15 protein-coding genes are annotated in these 14,833 nt (G+C 65.2%); 11 read left to right on the forward strand and 4 right to left on the reverse strand.

The genetic code is table 11. The features are described from left to right. Window positions 1-112 precede the first annotated feature (112 nt). A complete protein-coding gene (locus D0T21_RS17930) occupies window positions 113-1,783 on the forward strand; it encodes a M48 family metallopeptidase (RefSeq protein WP_116992143.1) in 1,671 nt (556 codons plus the stop codon). On the opposite strand, the gene D0T21_RS17935 is transcribed toward D0T21_RS17930, so the two are convergent. The 4 genes from D0T21_RS17935 to D0T21_RS17950 are packed head-to-tail and all read right to left on the reverse strand — an operon-like array spanning window position 1,758 to window position 3,983. Next, window positions 1,758-2,342 (reverse strand): DUF2946 family protein, encoded by a 585-nt coding sequence (locus D0T21_RS17935; protein ID WP_116992144.1) that lies wholly within the window; start codon window positions 2,340-2,342, stop codon window positions 1,758-1,760. The genes D0T21_RS17930 and D0T21_RS17935 overlap by 26 nt on opposite strands. Further along, entirely contained in the window at window positions 2,335-3,309 is a 975-nt protein-coding gene (locus D0T21_RS17940; protein ID WP_116992145.1) for a YheT family hydrolase, read from the reverse strand. The genes D0T21_RS17935 and D0T21_RS17940 overlap by 8 nt, the downstream gene beginning before the upstream one ends. Window positions 3,310-3,317: 8 nt before the next feature. Further along, complete coding sequence (locus tag D0T21_RS17945) at window positions 3,318-3,743, reverse strand: nuclear transport factor 2 family protein (protein WP_116992146.1); 426 nt, start codon at window positions 3,741-3,743, stop codon at window positions 3,318-3,320. A 33-nt stretch (window positions 3,744-3,776) separates the two neighbouring features. Continuing rightward, on the reverse strand, window positions 3,777-3,983 hold the full coding sequence (locus D0T21_RS17950; protein WP_026334010.1) for a zinc-finger domain-containing protein: 207 nt from the start codon (window positions 3,981-3,983) through the stop codon (window positions 3,777-3,779). A gap of 137 nt (window positions 3,984-4,120) precedes the next feature. Between D0T21_RS17950 and D0T21_RS17955 the strand changes: the two genes are divergently transcribed. From D0T21_RS17955 to D0T21_RS18000, 10 genes are all read left to right on the forward strand, one after another. Further along, a complete protein-coding gene (locus D0T21_RS17955) occupies window positions 4,121-4,867 on the forward strand; it encodes an AzlC family ABC transporter permease (RefSeq protein WP_116992147.1) in 747 nt (248 codons plus the stop codon). Then, on the forward strand, window positions 4,860-5,189 hold the full coding sequence (locus tag D0T21_RS17960) for an AzlD domain-containing protein (RefSeq protein ID WP_116992148.1): 330 nt from the start codon (window positions 4,860-4,862) through the stop codon (window positions 5,187-5,189). The genes D0T21_RS17955 and D0T21_RS17960 overlap by 8 nt, the downstream gene beginning before the upstream one ends. A gap of 68 nt (window positions 5,190-5,257) precedes the next feature. Beyond that, on the forward strand, window positions 5,258-6,475 hold the full coding sequence (locus D0T21_RS17965) for a phosphoglycerate kinase (protein ID WP_116992149.1): 1,218 nt from the start codon (window positions 5,258-5,260) through the stop codon (window positions 6,473-6,475). Between the two features lie 194 nt (window positions 6,476-6,669). Beyond that, window positions 6,670-8,121: a pyruvate kinase gene (pyk, locus tag D0T21_RS17970; protein WP_116992150.1), complete on the forward strand. Its 1,452-nt coding sequence runs from the start codon at window positions 6,670-6,672 to the stop codon at window positions 8,119-8,121. Window positions 8,122-8,201: 80 nt separating this feature from the next. Then, a complete protein-coding gene (gene fba, locus D0T21_RS17975) occupies window positions 8,202-9,266 on the forward strand; it encodes a class II fructose-bisphosphate aldolase (RefSeq protein WP_116992151.1) in 1,065 nt (354 codons plus the stop codon). 121 nt (window positions 9,267-9,387) lie between these two features. After that, window positions 9,388-10,281 carry a phosphoribosylaminoimidazolesuccinocarboxamide synthase gene (locus D0T21_RS17980; RefSeq protein ID WP_116992152.1) on the forward strand — a complete coding sequence of 298 codons (894 nt, stop codon included), beginning with the start codon at window positions 9,388-9,390 and terminating at the stop codon, window positions 10,279-10,281. 1 nt (window position 10,282) lies between these two features. Beyond that, complete coding sequence (purE, locus tag D0T21_RS17985; protein ID WP_116992153.1) at window positions 10,283-10,780, forward strand: 5-(carboxyamino)imidazole ribonucleotide mutase; 498 nt, start codon at window positions 10,283-10,285, stop codon at window positions 10,778-10,780. After that, window positions 10,781-11,974, forward strand: coding sequence for a 5-(carboxyamino)imidazole ribonucleotide synthase (locus tag D0T21_RS17990; RefSeq protein WP_116992154.1), 1,194 nt, complete (start codon window positions 10,781-10,783; stop codon window positions 11,972-11,974). Next, window positions 11,971-13,041, forward strand: a complete 1,071-nt coding sequence (locus tag D0T21_RS17995; RefSeq protein WP_116992155.1) for an L-threonylcarbamoyladenylate synthase — start codon at window positions 11,971-11,973, stop codon at window positions 13,039-13,041. The genes D0T21_RS17990 and D0T21_RS17995 overlap by 4 nt, the downstream gene beginning before the upstream one ends. A 143-nt stretch (window positions 13,042-13,184) precedes the next feature. Further along, complete coding sequence (locus D0T21_RS18000; protein WP_116992156.1) at window positions 13,185-14,726, forward strand: S9 family peptidase; 1,542 nt, start codon at window positions 13,185-13,187, stop codon at window positions 14,724-14,726. The last annotated feature ends 107 nt before the right edge of the window (window positions 14,727-14,833 follow it).

The raw sequence follows: 14,833 nt of genomic DNA on the forward strand, positions 1-14,833 counted from the left end.
GGTGGGCTTTAAAACGTAACAAAATAATTCGTCGGCGGACGCTGTGCGTGAGCGCCCAAGTTGCGGGTATCATATCATCGTGAATACAAAACGCTCCCCCCGCTCTCTGCGCATGCGTGTAGTCGCCGCCGCGCTGCTGGTCGCCATGCCCCTGGCCATGGCGCAAGACGTTCTGGCGCCCGCCAAGATCCCGAACCTGCCCGCGCTCGGCGATACCGAACGCCAGGACTTGTCGCCGCTGATGGAGCGCAAGCTGGGAGAGGAAATCATGCGCGACATCCGCCGCGACCACGATTTCCTCGACGACGGCCCCATCCTCGAATACCTGAACAGCTTCGGCAACGCGCTGGTCGCGGCCCGTCCCGGCGCGCGCGGCGAGGCCAACTTCGACTACTACTTCTTCGCCGTGCGCGATCCGCAGCTGAACGCCTTCGCGCTGCCCGGCGGCTTCATCGCCGTGCACTCGGCGCTGCTGCTGGCGGCGCAGTCCGAGTCCGAGCTGGCCTCGGTGCTGGGCCACGAGATCGGCCACGTGGCGCAGCGCCACATCGCCCGCTCGATCGGCCAGCAGAAGCAGGACGCCCTGATCCCGCTGGCGGCGATGATCCTGGCGGCGCTGGCCTCCAAGGCCGGCGGCGACGCGGCCATTGGCGTGTTCTCGGCCGGGCAGGGCCTGGCCATCCAGCGTCAACTCAATTTCGGCCGCGATGCCGAGCGCGAGGCCGACCGCATCGGTTTCCAGATCATGGGCGCGGCCGGCTTCGACACCTCGGGCATGGTGGCCTTCTTCCAGCGCATGCAGACCGCGACCCGCAACTACAGCGACCTGGTGCCGGCCTATCTGCAAAGCCACCCGCTGACCACCGAACGCATCGCCGACATCCAGGCCCGCATCCGCGAGCAGCCCTACAAGCAGCGCCAGGACAGCCTGGACTTCTACCTGGTGCGTTCGCGCGCGCGCGTGTTGCAGGACCCGAGCTCGTCCGGCCTGGCCGAGGCCAAGGTGTTTTTTGAAAGCCAGATGCAGCAGGAAAACCGCCAGCAGGTCACGGCCGGCCAGTACGGCATGGCTTTCCTGTCGCTGAAAAAAGGCGAGACCGCGCAAGCCCAGGTCTGGCTCGACAAGGCGCGCGCCACCTTCGACAAGCCGCCCGCCGCCGGCACCTTCAGCGTGGCCGCGCGGCCAGCGCCGGATTCGATTTTCGTCAGCACCTCGATCGAGATCAAGCTGGCGCAGCCGGACAACAAGGCCATGATCGACAAGGGACTGGCCGAGGCGGAAGCGGCGCATATGCAGTTCCCGCTGTCGCGCGGCATCGCGCATCAATATGGCGAAGCCCTGATCGCGGCCGGCAAGCTGGAGCAGGCGGCCGTCTATCTGCGCGACCAGGTGCAGCTGTACCGCGAAGATCCCGATGCCTACGATTTGCTGGCGCAGACGTACTCCAAGCAGGGCAAGCTGGCCTTGCAGCATATCGCGCTGGCGGAATCGTATGTGTTGCAGGGCGGCGTGTTGTCGGCGCTGGACCAGCTGAGCTATGCGCGCAAGGCGCCCGACGCTTCCTTCTACGACCAGGCCGTGATCGATGCGCGCGAGCGCGAGTTGCAGGCGCGCCGCCGCGAGGAGCTGGGCGAAAAGGGCAAGAAGGATTTGCGCGAGGCTGATTCGCGCCCGGCGTTCAAGGCGGAGATGCGCAGCGGCCCGGAAGGCGCGGTCTCGGGCAATCCGCTCGACCGCCTGCGCCCGGAGTCCAATCCTATGCCGGTGCGGACGGTGCGTTGACGTAGCCGTAGCGCGCCGGCAGTTCGGCGGCGGCCACGCGCTGCACGGCCACGCCGTCCAGCGTCAGCGCGCCGGACGCCGAACCTTCCATCCACGCCAGCAGGTCTTCATCGACCACGGCGGCGCCGTTCATTTTCAGCAGTGGCAGCACGTGCGCGAAATCGCGGTCGTCCAGCTGCGCCACCACATCTCCGCTGCGCAAGACCAGCGCGCCAGTCTCCGTCAGCACCGCTTGCTCGACCGGACCCAGCGCCGCGCCCGTGTGCAGGGACCAGCCCTGCGCGGGATCGGTGCGGACGATGTAGGGCGTGGCCTCCAGCTGCACGTACACGCGCTGCGGACCGTTCTGGAAATACCAGCAGCCGCGCTCGTCGGCAGCGTAGTTGCGCACGATGAAGGCGACCAGCGCCGCGTGGTGCAGTTTGTCGCCGGGCAGGTTCAGGTGCTGGGCGCGCTCGTCGCGCATGCGCCAGTTGCCGCGCGCATCCAATCCCAGCCAGCCGTAGCAGTAGGGCACGTTGGGCCACTTGGCCAGCGCCTGCTTGACGATGTCATCCATGTTGTTCTGCCAGTGAGTCGTTGGTGGCGCTCACGCCTTGCATGAAATGGATCAGGCGCTGCGGCAGCCAGTGCAGCTTGCCCGGCATGCCGCCGACGGCAAAGCCCACATGGCCGCCCTCGGCCGGATAATCCAGCACCACGTTCGGCGCGGCCCGTTGCGGCAGGTGGCGGCCGGGCAGGAAGGGATCGTTCTTCGCGTTCAGCACCAGGGTCGGCACGGTGATGTCGTCGAGCACGTGCTTGGCGCTGGCGCGGTCCCAGTAATCGTCGGTGTTGCGGTAGCCGTGCAGCGGCGCCGTCACCACGTTGTCGAAGGCGTACAGGTCGCGCGCGGCGTGCAGCGCGTCGAGGTCGAACAGGCCGGGGAACTGCTGGAGCTTGGCGATGCACTTGGGCTTGAGCGTCTGCAGGAACATGCGCGTGTAAATCATATTGAAGCCGCTCGACAGCGAGACGCCGCCCTGCGCCAGGTCCAGCGGCGCCGACACCGCGCAGGCGGCGTCGACAAAGTCGGCCTGGTGCTGCGACTCGCCCAGCCAGCGCAGCAGCGCGTTGCCGCCCAGCGAGACGCCGGCGGCGTAGAACTTGCCGCTGCTGCGGCCGTGCAGGCGGCGCACGATCCAGTCGATCTCGGCGGCGTCGCCCGAGTGATAGAAGCGCGGCGCGCGGTTGGGTTCGCCGGAGCAGCCGCGGAAATGCGGCACCGCGCCCGACCAGCCGCGCGCGGCCACGTCGGCCATCAGCGCCCGCGCGTAGTGGCTGTCGGACGAGCCTTCGAGGCCATGGAACAGCACCACGAACGGCTGGCCCGGCTGGCCGTCGACAAAATCGACATCGACGAAATCGCCGTCCGGCGCTTCCCAGCGCTCGCGCCGGAACCGCACCGCCGGCTTGGCGATGCAGGTGGCGGGATAGATGGTTTGCAGGTGGCCACTCGGGAGCCAGAAGGGCGCGCTGTACTTCATGAGGAAACTTAGTGCAGGATCTGGCTGTGGGTATCGGCCGGCGCCGGTCCCGGCGCGACCGACACGTGGTGCAGCACGATGCGCCAGCCGCGCGGCGTCTTGACGTAGACGTTGGTGGCGACCAGGTGCGCCGCCTCGCCGCCGGCGGTGGTGCCTTCGACCAAGGTGTGCACCGAGCTCATCAGGTTGTGGGTTTCATGCAACTGCGACGGCACGATGTGCAGGCCGCCGTGTTCCAGGATCGCCGCCCACGAGCTGCGGATCGCCGCATGGCCGATCAGGCGCGGCCCGCCCGGATGCACGCAGACGATTTCGTCGTCGTCGGCCCACAGCGCCATCAGCGCATCGAGGTCGGCGCGGTTGAGCGCGTCGTAAAACGCCGATTCGGTCTCGGCGGCACTGCCATTCAACTGCTTGACTCGCTTGGTGGGCATGCTGGCTCCGGGGCGCGTGGCTGGCGGGTTATGTTAGTGGTGAGCGACGACGGTGCCCGGCTTCAGGCGATAGGCGGTGCCGCAGTACGGGCACTTGGCGATGCCGTCGTGGTTGAATTCCAGGAACACGCGCGGGTGGGACGACCACAGCGGCATGGCCGGGTTAGGGCAGTGGGCCGGCAAGTCCTTGCCCTCGAGCTCAACTGCGTTGGTGGCGGCGGACGTGTGGGCGTTGGTCATATTCGTGTGCTCCGAAAGGCTGAGGAAAACCACGATTTTAACGGATTCGCGCATTGAGCAAAAATCATCGGTAAAATAGCGCCTCTACAACCCCGGTGCGGCCCGCTATGTGGCGGGAATGACACACGACTACGCACATGACCGAATTGAGCAGCGCACCACCCCCGCCCTACGTCGCCGAGCACCATGAACCCTCGTGGCGCGAAGGCTTGAAGACCGGTACTCCCACCTTGTTCGGCATCGGCGCCTGGGGCCTGGTGGTGGGCATCGCCATGGTCAAAAGCGGGCTGACCGTGCCGCAGGCGCTGGGCATGACCTTGCTGGTGTTCGCCGGATCGGCCCAGCTGGCGGCCTTGCCGCTGATCGCCTCGCACTCGCCGATCTGGGTCATTTTCGCCACCGCCTTCGTGGTCAACCTGCGCTTTGTCATCTTCTCGGCCCTGCTGGCGCCGCATTTCGCCCAACTGCCGTGGCGCAAGCGCTTCGTGCTCGGCTACGTGGCCGGCGACATGACGGTCGCCATGTTCCTGCACAAATACCCCAGCGAGGCGCCGCAGGTGGGCAAGCTGTCTTACCTGAAAGGCCTGCTGTACCCGAACTGGGCCGCCTGGCAGGTCGGCTCGATCGCCGGCATCTTCCTCGGCAGCGCCGTGCCCGCCGAATGGGGGCTGGGCTTTGCCGGCACCCTGGCCATCATCTGCGTGATGATCCCGCTGGTGGTGGGCCGTCCCGCGCTGTGCGGCGTGCTGGTGGCCGGCGCGGTGTCGGTGCTGGCGGCCGGCCTGCCGTACAAGCTGGGCCTGCTGCTGGCCGTGCTGGTCGGCATGCTGACCTCGATGGCGATCGAAGAGGGCGTCGAAAAATGGAGAAAAAACCATGGCTGATTGGGAAGTCTGGATCATCATCGGCGTGCTGGCGCTGGCCACCGCCGCCACGCGCAGCTCGTTCTGGCTGATCGGCCAGCACATCACCATCCCGCCGCGGGTGCAGGACATGCTGCGTTATGCGCCGGCCTGCGCGCTGGCGGCCATCGTCGCGCCGGACCTGATCATGATGGACAGCCATCCGCTGCTGGATTTGAGTAATCTCAAATTGGTATCAGGTATCGTTGCTACGATCTTTTATTTGCTGCGGCGCAATATGTTGCAGACAATTGTGTTCGGCATGGCCTTTTACACGGCTTTACGGCTGATCCATGTATTTTAATAACAGTTAAATCACCCCGTCCTTGCGGTAAAATAGCGCTCTTTCTTCAACTCGACCCTTGGGTAGCCATGTCCGCTGTTTTGAACTTCATCCGTCTGCAAGATCTCATCGCCCAGAATGCGCTGCAAGGCAAGCGCGTTTTCATCCGCGCCGACTTGAACGTGCCGCAGGATGATAGCGGCAATATCACCGAAGATACGCGCATCCGCGCCTCCGTACCGGCCATCAAGGCTGCCGCGGCCGCCGGCGCCAAGGTCATGGTCACGTCCCACCTGGGCCGTCCGACCGAAGGCGAGTTCAAAGCGGAAGACAGCCTGGCGCCGGTCGCCGCGCGCCTGGCCGAGCTGCTGGGCCAGCCGGTCGAGCTGAAACAGAACTGGGTCGACGGCGCCGGCCTGGAAGGCTTGCAAGCCGGCCAAGTGGTATTGCTGGAAAACGTACGCGTGAACAAGGGCGAAAAGAAGAACAGCGACGAACTGGCGCAGAAAATGGCCGCTTTGTGCGACATCTACGTCAATGACGCTTTCGGCACCGCGCACCGCGCGGAAGCTTCGACGCACGGCATCGCCAAGTTCGCGCCGGTCGCCTGCGCCGGTCCGCTGCTGGCCGCCGAGCTGGACGCACTGGGCAAGGCGCTGGGCGCCCCGGCCCGTCCGCTGCTGGCCATCGTCGCCGGTTCCAAGGTGTCGTCCAAGCTGTCGATCCTGAAGGCGCTGGCCGACAAGGTCGACAACCTGATCGTCGGCGGCGGCATCGCCAACACCTTCATGAAGGCCGTCGGCCTGAACATCGGCAAGTCGCTGGTGGAAAACGAGCTGGTCGAAGAAGCCAAGGCCATCATCGAGATCATGGCCCAGCGCGGCGCGCAGGTGCCGATCCCGGTCGATGTCGTTTGCGCCAAGGAATTCTCGCCAACCGCCGTCGCCACCATCAAGGATGTGGCCGACGTGGCCGACGACGACATGATCCTGGACATCGGCCCGAAAACCGCCGCCATCCTGGCCGCGCAGATCGGCGCCGCCGGCACCATCGTCTGGAACGGCCCGGTCGGCGTGTTCGAGTTCGACCAGTTCGGCGAAGGCACCAAGACGCTGGCGCTGGCCATCGCCAATTCCAAGGCCTTCTCGATCGCCGGCGGCGGCGACACGCTGGCCGCGATCGCCAAGTACAACATTACCGAGCAGATCGGCTACATCTCGACCGGCGGCGGCGCCTTCCTGGAGTTCCTGGAAGGTAAGACCCTGCCTGCGGTGGAGATTTTGACGCAGCGTGCTGCGGCGCAGTAAAAATAATAGATATAAAAGCACGGTCGTGCGGTGTAGCAAATTAACAGTAAAATCAAGTTAATGCCTGATAAGGGGTGAAAATTTGTAGCTTTGCTACAAATTTTGGGCCCCAGCAACACAAAACAGCGCAGCTTTTCCGGGTCTCCGCCGCATTTGCGGAGACTGTTCGCATGACCCAACGCTCAAGGAATACTATGTCCCGTGGTACCAAAATTGTTGCAACGATCGGCCCAGCCTCCACTGACTTCAATGTCCTGGTGAAAATGATACGTGCGGGCGTTGATGTCGTGCGCCTGAACTTCTCGCATGGCAAGGCCCAGGACCATATCGACCGCGCCCGCCTGGTGCGCGAAGCGGCAGCCGAATGCGGCCGCGAAGTGGCGATCATGGCCGACATGCAGGGTCCTAAAATCCGCGTCGGCAAGTTTGAAAATGGTAAGATTGACCTTGCGAACGGCGATAAATTCATCCTGGACGCAAAATGGGGCGAAAACGGCGAACTGGGCAACCAGGAACGCGTCGGCCTGGATTACAAGGCGCTGCCGCAGGATTTGCGCGCCGACGACAAGCTGTTGCTGAACGACGGCCTGATCGTGCTGGTGGTCGACAAGATCGTCGGCCATGAGATTTACACCACCGTGAAAATCGGTGGCGAACTGTCCAACAACAAGGGCATCAATCGCCAGGGCGGCGGCTTGACCGCGCCGGCGCTGACCGCCAAGGACATGGAAGACATCAAGACGGCAATGAGTTTCCAGTGCGATTACCTGGCGATCTCGTTCCCGAAAAGCGCGACCGACATGGAAATGGCGCGCCAGCTGGCCAATATCGCCGGCGAGCCGTTCGGCCACAAGCCGCTGATGATCGCCAAGATCGAGCGCGCCGAAGCGATCCCTGTGCTGCAGGAGATCCTCGACGCTTCCGACGGCATCATGGTCGCGCGTGGCGACCTGGCGGTGGAAGTGGGCAACGCGGCGGTGCCGGCGCTGCAGAAGCGCATGATCCGCATGGCGCGCGAGTCGAACAAGCTGGCGATCACCGCGACCCAGATGATGGAGTCGATGATCTTCAACGCCGTGCCGACCCGCGCCGAAGTATCGGACGTGGCCAACGCGGTGCTGGACGGCACGGATGCGGTGATGACCTCGGCGGAAACCGCCTCCGGTCGTTATCCGATTGAAACGGTGGAAATGATGGCCGCCATTTGCGTGGAAGCCGAGCAGTCCGAGTACAACAAGCTCGACGCCGACTTCCTCAATGCGACCTTCACCCGGATCGACCAGTCGATCGCCTATGCCGCGCTGTTCACCGCGCACCATCTGGCGGTGAAGGCCATTGTGGCGCTGACCGAGTCCGGTTCGACCGCGTTGTGGATGAGCCGTCACAACATCGACACGCCGATCTTCGCGCTGACGCCGAGCGTGACGACCCAGCGCAAGGTGGCGCTGTACCGCAATGTGAAGGCCTACAATCTGCTGCAAAAGGCCGGCAGCGCGGAAGTGTTGAAACAGGCCGAGGATCTGCTGGTCGAGTACGGCATCGCCAAGAAGGGTGACATGATCGTCGTCACCTGGGGCGAGCCGATGGGCCAGGTCGGCGGCACCAATGCGCTGAAGATCGTCAAGGTTGGAGAATTTACCAAGTAAGTCCGGTAGCGCCGCCCTCGCGGAACGAGGGTGGCATGTGGCTCCGGCAACCAGGTTTTTTTATTGTTTGGAGTATTACCATGTCCCTCGTATCCATGCGCCAATTGCTGGACCACGCCGCTGAAAACGGCTATGGCATCCCTGCATTCAACGTCAACAATCTGGAGCAAGTGCAGGCCATTATGGCCGCGGCCGACGCCCTGAACAGCCCGGTCATCATGCAAGCTTCGGCCGGCGCCCGCAAATATGCCGGCGAAGCCTTCCTGCGCCACCTGATCGACGCCGCCGTCGAAGCCTACCCGCACATCCCGGTCGTCATGCACCAGGACCACGGCCAGTCGCCGGCGGTCTGCCAGGCCGCGATCCGCTCCGGCTTCACCTCGGTGATGATGGACGGTTCGCTGGAAGCGGACGGCAAGTCGGTCGCCTCCTACGACTACAACGTCGAAGTGTCGCGCGAAGTGGTCAAGTTCTCGCACGCCATCGGCGTCACGGTGGAAGCCGAACTGGGCGTGCTCGGTTCGCTGGAAACCATGAAGGGCGACAAGGAAGACGGCCACGGCGCCGACGGCACCATGACCCGCGAACAACTGCTGACCGACGTGGCCCAGGCCGCCGACTTCGTGCAGCGCACCCAGTGCGACGCGCTGGCGATCGCCATCGGCACCTCGCACGGCGCCTACAAGTTCACCCGCAAGCCGACCGGCGACATCCTGGCCATCGACCGCATCAAGGAAATCCACGCGCGCATCCCTAACACCCACCTGGTGATGCACGGTTCGTCGTCGGTGCCGCAGGAACTGCTGGCCATCATCCGCGAATTCGGCGGCGACATGAAGGAAACCTACGGCGTGCCAGTCGAAGAGATCCAGGAAGGCATCCGTCACGGCGTCCGCAAGATCAACATCGACACCGACATCCGTCTGGCGATGACCGCGGCCACCCGCAAGTTCCTGTTCGAGAACCCGTCGAAGTTCGACCCGCGCGACTTCCTCAAGCCAGCCCGCGCCGCCGCCGAGCTGATCGTGCGCGCCCGCTTCCAGTCGTTCGGCTGCGAAGGCCAGGCGTCGAAAATCAAAGTCATCCCGCTGGAAAAAATGGCCGAGCGTTACAAGGCCGGCGAGCTGTCGCAGATTGTGAAGTAAAATTCTGTTTTGGAACGGACTGATTCTCTCGGGAATCGGTCCATCTCTCTTGACCGGCTAGCAAGGTTTTCCCTGCGCCGGTTTTCGCTTTTCTATACCGCTAGTCTATCCACCTCCCGCTATGAACAGCCTTTACCAGACCTCCATTCATTCCCTGCCACTGCTCGGCCACGGCAAAGTCCGCGACAACTACGCAGTCGGCGACGACAAGATTTTGATCGTCACCACCGACCGCCTGTCGGCCTTCGACGTCGTCATGAACGAGCCTATCCCCGGCAAGGGCATGGTCTTGAACCAGATGAGCGATTTCTGGTTCGAGAAACTCGGCCACATCGTGCCTAACCACCTGACCGGCGTGGCGCCGGAATCGGTGGTCGCCGCCGACGAAGTCGAGCAGGTCAAAGGCCGCGCCGTGGTCGCCAAGCGCCTGAAGCCGATCATGGTCGAGGCGGTGGTGCGCGGTTACATCATCGGTTCGGGCTGGAAGGATTACCAGGACACCGGCAGCATCTGCGGCATCAAGCTGCCGGCCGGCCTGCAACAGGCTGAGAAGCTGCCAGAGCCGCTGTTCACCCCGGCCGCCAAGGCCGACCTGGGCGAGCACGACGAGAACATCAGCTTTGCCGACATGGAAAGCCGCATCGGCGCCGAACTGGCCGCCAAGATGCGCGACGTCAGCATCGCCCTGTACAAGGCCGCCGCCGACTACGCCGCCACGCGCGGCATCATCATCGCCGACACCAAGTTCGAATTCGGCCTGGACGACAACGGCGTCATGCACCTGATGGACGAAGTGCTGACCGCCGATTCCTCGCGCTTCTGGCCTGCCGATTCGTACGCGCCTGGCATGTCGCCGCCGTCGTTCGACAAGCAGTTCGTGCGCGACTACCTGGAAACCCTGACCTGGGGCAAAACCGCACCGGCGCCGGCGCTGCCAGCCGACGTCATCGACAAGACCCAGGCCAAGTACTTCGAAGCCATCGAGCGCCTGACCGGCCAGAAGCTGAAGGCATAACATGGATCAGAACAAGCCATTGGTCGGCGTCATCATGGGTTCGTCGTCGGACTGGGACGTGATGCAGAACGCGGTCTCCATCCTCAAGCAGTTCGGCGTGCCGTTTGAAGCGCAAGTGATTTCCGCGCACCGCATGCCGGACGAGATGTACGCCTACGCCAAGAGCGCCCGCGCTCGCGGCCTGCGCGCCATCATCGCCGGCGCCGGCGGCGCGGCCCACCTGCCTGGCATGGTGGCCGCGATGACCATCGTGCCGGTGCTGGGCGTACCGGTGCCGTCCAAGTACCTGCGCGGCGAGGATTCGCTGCTGTCCATCGTGCAGATGCCCAAGGGCGTGCCGGTGTCGACCTTCGCCATCGGCGAAGCCGGCGCCGCCAATGCCGCGCTGACCGCGGTGGCGATGATCGCCGCCAACGACGACGCGCTGGCCGACAAGCTGGAAGCATTCCGTGTCACGCAAACCGAAGCCGCCAAGGCCATGACTTTACCGCTGGAATAAATGAGTAAATTGTTTTCACCTATCCTCCCAGCCGCCAATCCGCCAGCCTGGCTGGGTGTGATGGGCGGCGGCCAGCTGGGCCGCATGTTCGCCCAGGCCGCGCAAAGCATGGGCTATCAAGTGGCCGTGCTGGAACCGGCGGCCGATTGTCCCGCAGGGCAGGTCGCGCAGCGCCTGGTTGAAGCCGGCTACAGCGATGCCGCCGGCCTCGACGCCTTGGCCGCGCAATGCCTGGCCGTCACCACCGAGTTCGAGAACGTGCCGGCCGACAGCCTGTCGCGCCTGGCGCAGCAAGTGTTTGTCGCGCCGAACGCGCACGGCGTGTCGGTGGCGCAGGACCGCATCGCCGAGAAGCGCTTCTTCGTCGATTGCGCGTCCAAGTCGGGCGTGATGCCGGCGCCGCACAAGGTGATCGCCTCGCATGAAGACATCGCCGCCATCGGCGACGATCTGCTGCCGGGCATCCTGAAGACCGTGCGCATGGGCTACGACGGCAAGGGCCAGGTCCGCGTGCGCAGCCGCGAGGACGTGCGCGCCGCCTTCGACAGCATGGACGGCGTCACCTGCCTGCTGGAGAAGATGCTGCCGCTGGCCTACGAGGTTTCGGTGCTGACCGCCCGTGGCGCCGACGGCGAATCGGTGGTCTATCCGATCGCCGAGAATGTCCACCGCGACGGCATCCTGTTCACCACCACCGTGCCCGGCCCGAACGTGTGCGACGCCAGCGCCAAGATCGCGCAGCAGGCGGCGCAAGCCATCGTTGCCGAGCTGGGTTATGTCGGCGTGCTGTGCATCGAATTCTTCGTGCTCACCGACGGCAGCCTGGTGGTCAACGAAATGGCGCCGCGTCCGCACAACAGCGGCCACTACACGATGGACGCCTGCGTCACCAGCCAGTTCGCGCAGCAGGTGCGCGCGATGGCGCGTTTGCCGCTGGGCGATGTGCGCCAGCATTCGCCGGCCGTGATGCTCAACATCCTCGGTGACGTCTGGTTCACCGACGACTCCGACGCCACCCGTGAGCCGGCGTGGGACCAGGTGCTGGCGCTGCCGGGCGCCTGCCTGCACCTGTATGGCAAGGACGATCCGCGCCGCGCCCGCAAGATGGGTCACCTGACCTTCATCGCGCCGACGCTGGCGCAAGCGCAGCAGCAGCTCAACGCCGCCTGCGCCATCCTCGGTATCGCGCCGTGAAGCCGCAGGCCGCAACGGTAGCCGATCACACCGCCATCGCGGCGGCGGCGGCGATCCTGGAGGAGGGCGGCCTGGTCGCCTTCCCCACAGAGACCGTCTACGGCCTGGGCGCCGACGCCGAGAATCCGGCGGCCGTGGCCCGCATCTACCAGGCCAAGGGCCGTCCGAACGACCATCCGGTGATCGTGCACGTCGCCCCCGGCGCCGAGCTCGACTACTGGGTCACCGATATTCCGCAGGAAGCCCGCCAGCTGGTCGCCGCCTTCTGGCCGGGACCGTTGACCCTGATTTTGAAACGCGCCAGCCACATTCCCGACGCCGTTTCCGGCGGCCAGGATACGGTCGGCATTCGTTGCCCGTCGCATCCGGTCGCGATCGCCTTGCTGAGCGCCTTCAAGGGCGGCAAGGGCGGTGTGGCGGCGCCGTCGGCCAACAAGTTCGGCAACGTCAGCCCGACCACCGCGCAGCACGTGCGCGACGAGTTCGGCCTGGACGAGCAGGACGACGGCGCCACCGACGGCGAAGCCTGCAGCGGCGCGCTGCTGACCACCGTGCTCGAAGGCGGCGCCAGCCAGGTCGGCATCGAATCGACCATCGTCGACCTGTCGCGCCTGGCCACGCATGGCCCGGTGCTGCTGCGTCCCGGCCACATCAGCGCGCAGCAGATCGCCGACGTCATCGGCGCGCTGCCGGCCGCGCCGGACCAGGCCGCGCCGCGCGCCTCCGGCACGCTGGAATCGCACTACGCGCCGCGCACCCCGGTCACCATGCTGGCGCAAGCCGAGCTGACGGCCGCGCTGGCGCAGTTGCAGGCGCGCGGCGTCAAGGTGGCGCTGATCAGCCACGCCTTGCCGGCGCTGCCGCAGTCGCAATGCATGCTGCCCGCCGATCCGGCCGGCTACGCCTACGGCCTCTACGCCGCGCTGCGCGGCATGGACCAGACCGGCTCCGACCTGATCCTGGTGGAGACCCCGCCGCAGGGTGCGGAGTGGCTGGGCGTCAACGATCGCCTGCGCCGTTCGGTGTTCGGCTCGGCCGGTATCATCGCGTCATTGTTGAAAAAATGAGCTGTGTGACCATCGCAACAGGGTGGTGCGATGGGATTGCTTATCTGCTAAGCTAAAGCGTTGCCGGTCCAAAAAAAGCCCGGCGACCTTGACCTACCAGCAGAGGCCGCTCTTGCGCCCTGCAGCTTATCCAAGGATGCATCATGTTCAACGCCGCCCGTTTTTGCCTGATTTCCCTCGCCGTCCTGCTGGCCTGCTGCGGAGGCGGCGGCGGTTCCGCCGGCAACCAGACCGGCGGCAATGTGGTGACGCAACCGCCGGTCCAGCTGCGCGGCGTGCCCATCGGCGGCGCCACGCTGGTGCCGGCCGCCATCGGCGGCGGCGCCATGGCCAACACCATCGATCCGGCCGTCATGAAGAAACTGGTCGATGGCGCCATCACCCTCGGCAGTTCCATGACCGGCACGCCGACCTGCGCCATCACCACCTACACCCTCAAGTACCACACCGTCGATTCGGTGGCGGCCGACACCGACGCCAGCACCGCCATCATCGTGCCGTCCGGCAGCAACGCGGCTTGCCAGGGCGCCCGTCCGGTGATGCTGTACGCGCACGGCACGTCGCCGCGCAAGACCACCGACATGGCCAACCTGTCCGGCACCGAGGCGCTGCTGGTGGCGGCGATGTTCGCCACCCAGGGCTACATCGTGGTGGCGCCGAACTACGCCGGCTATGCCGGCTCGTCGCTGCCCTACCATGCCTACCTGGACGCCGACCAGCAATCCAACGACATGGTCGACGCCTTGCGCGCCGCCCGCAGCGTGTTCGGCAGCATCAGCGCCAACGCCTCCAGCCGGCTGATGGTGAGTGGTTACTCTCAAGGCGGCTTCGTGGCGCTGGCCACCCAGCGCGCGATGCAGATCAAGTATGCTAGCGAATTCACGGTGACGGCGGCGGCGCCGATGTCCGGCCCGTATGCGCTGCTGCAATTCGGCGACGCCATCTACGGCGGTGCGCCGACCATGGGTTCCAGCGGCTTCCTGCCGATGCTGATCAACGCCGGCCAGCGCGCCGGCGCCGCCATCTACAACAGCCTGGACGACATCTACGAAGCCAAGTACGCCACCGGCATCGATACGCTGCTGCCGGGCACGCAGGGCCTGGGCGACTTGGTCGCGGCCGGCAAGCTGCCGAACGACGTGCTGTTCGCGCAGGATTCCTTGCCGCAGGCGCCAGGCTACGCGTCCTATTTCGGCGTCGACCACCTGATGAAGACCAGCTACCGCAACGGCTACCTGGCCGACCTCAAGGCCAATCCCTGCAACGCCAGCCGCGGCGCGCCACTGGCGTGCTCGCCGGCCCAGCCGCTGCGCAAATGGCTGTTGAGGAACGACCTGCGCACCTACACGCCGACCGTGCCGCTGTTCCTGTGCGGCGGCAACGAAGACCCGGTGGTGCCGTTCGCGAATACCGACGCCACCAATGACTACCTCACCGCCCACGCCATGTCTTCCGGCCTGCTGACGGTGCTGGACGTGGACGACTCGGCGCTGCTGGTGCCGTATCGCGCCACGCGCGCCGAATTCGCCGCCGCCAAGCAGGTGCTGCGCCTTTCCGTGCTGGCCAGCACGGGCTCGTCAACGGCCGCCGACAAGGCCGTCAACGACGCTTATCACGCCGGCCTGGTGGCGCCATTCTGTATGCGCGAAGCAAGAAACTTCTTCGATTCTGCACCAAGCCGGTGAAATCGATTTTGCCGTAAGTTGTCTCTATGAAAATACAGCCGAGCAACCGTTCTTTTTAGCCACAAATGAGGGGGGTTTTTATGTGCTCCCCTATACATTCGCGGTTA

Source organism: Duganella sp. BJB476 (assembly GCF_003416895.1).
GTDB lineage: Bacteria > Pseudomonadota > Gammaproteobacteria > Burkholderiales > Burkholderiaceae_D > Rugamonas.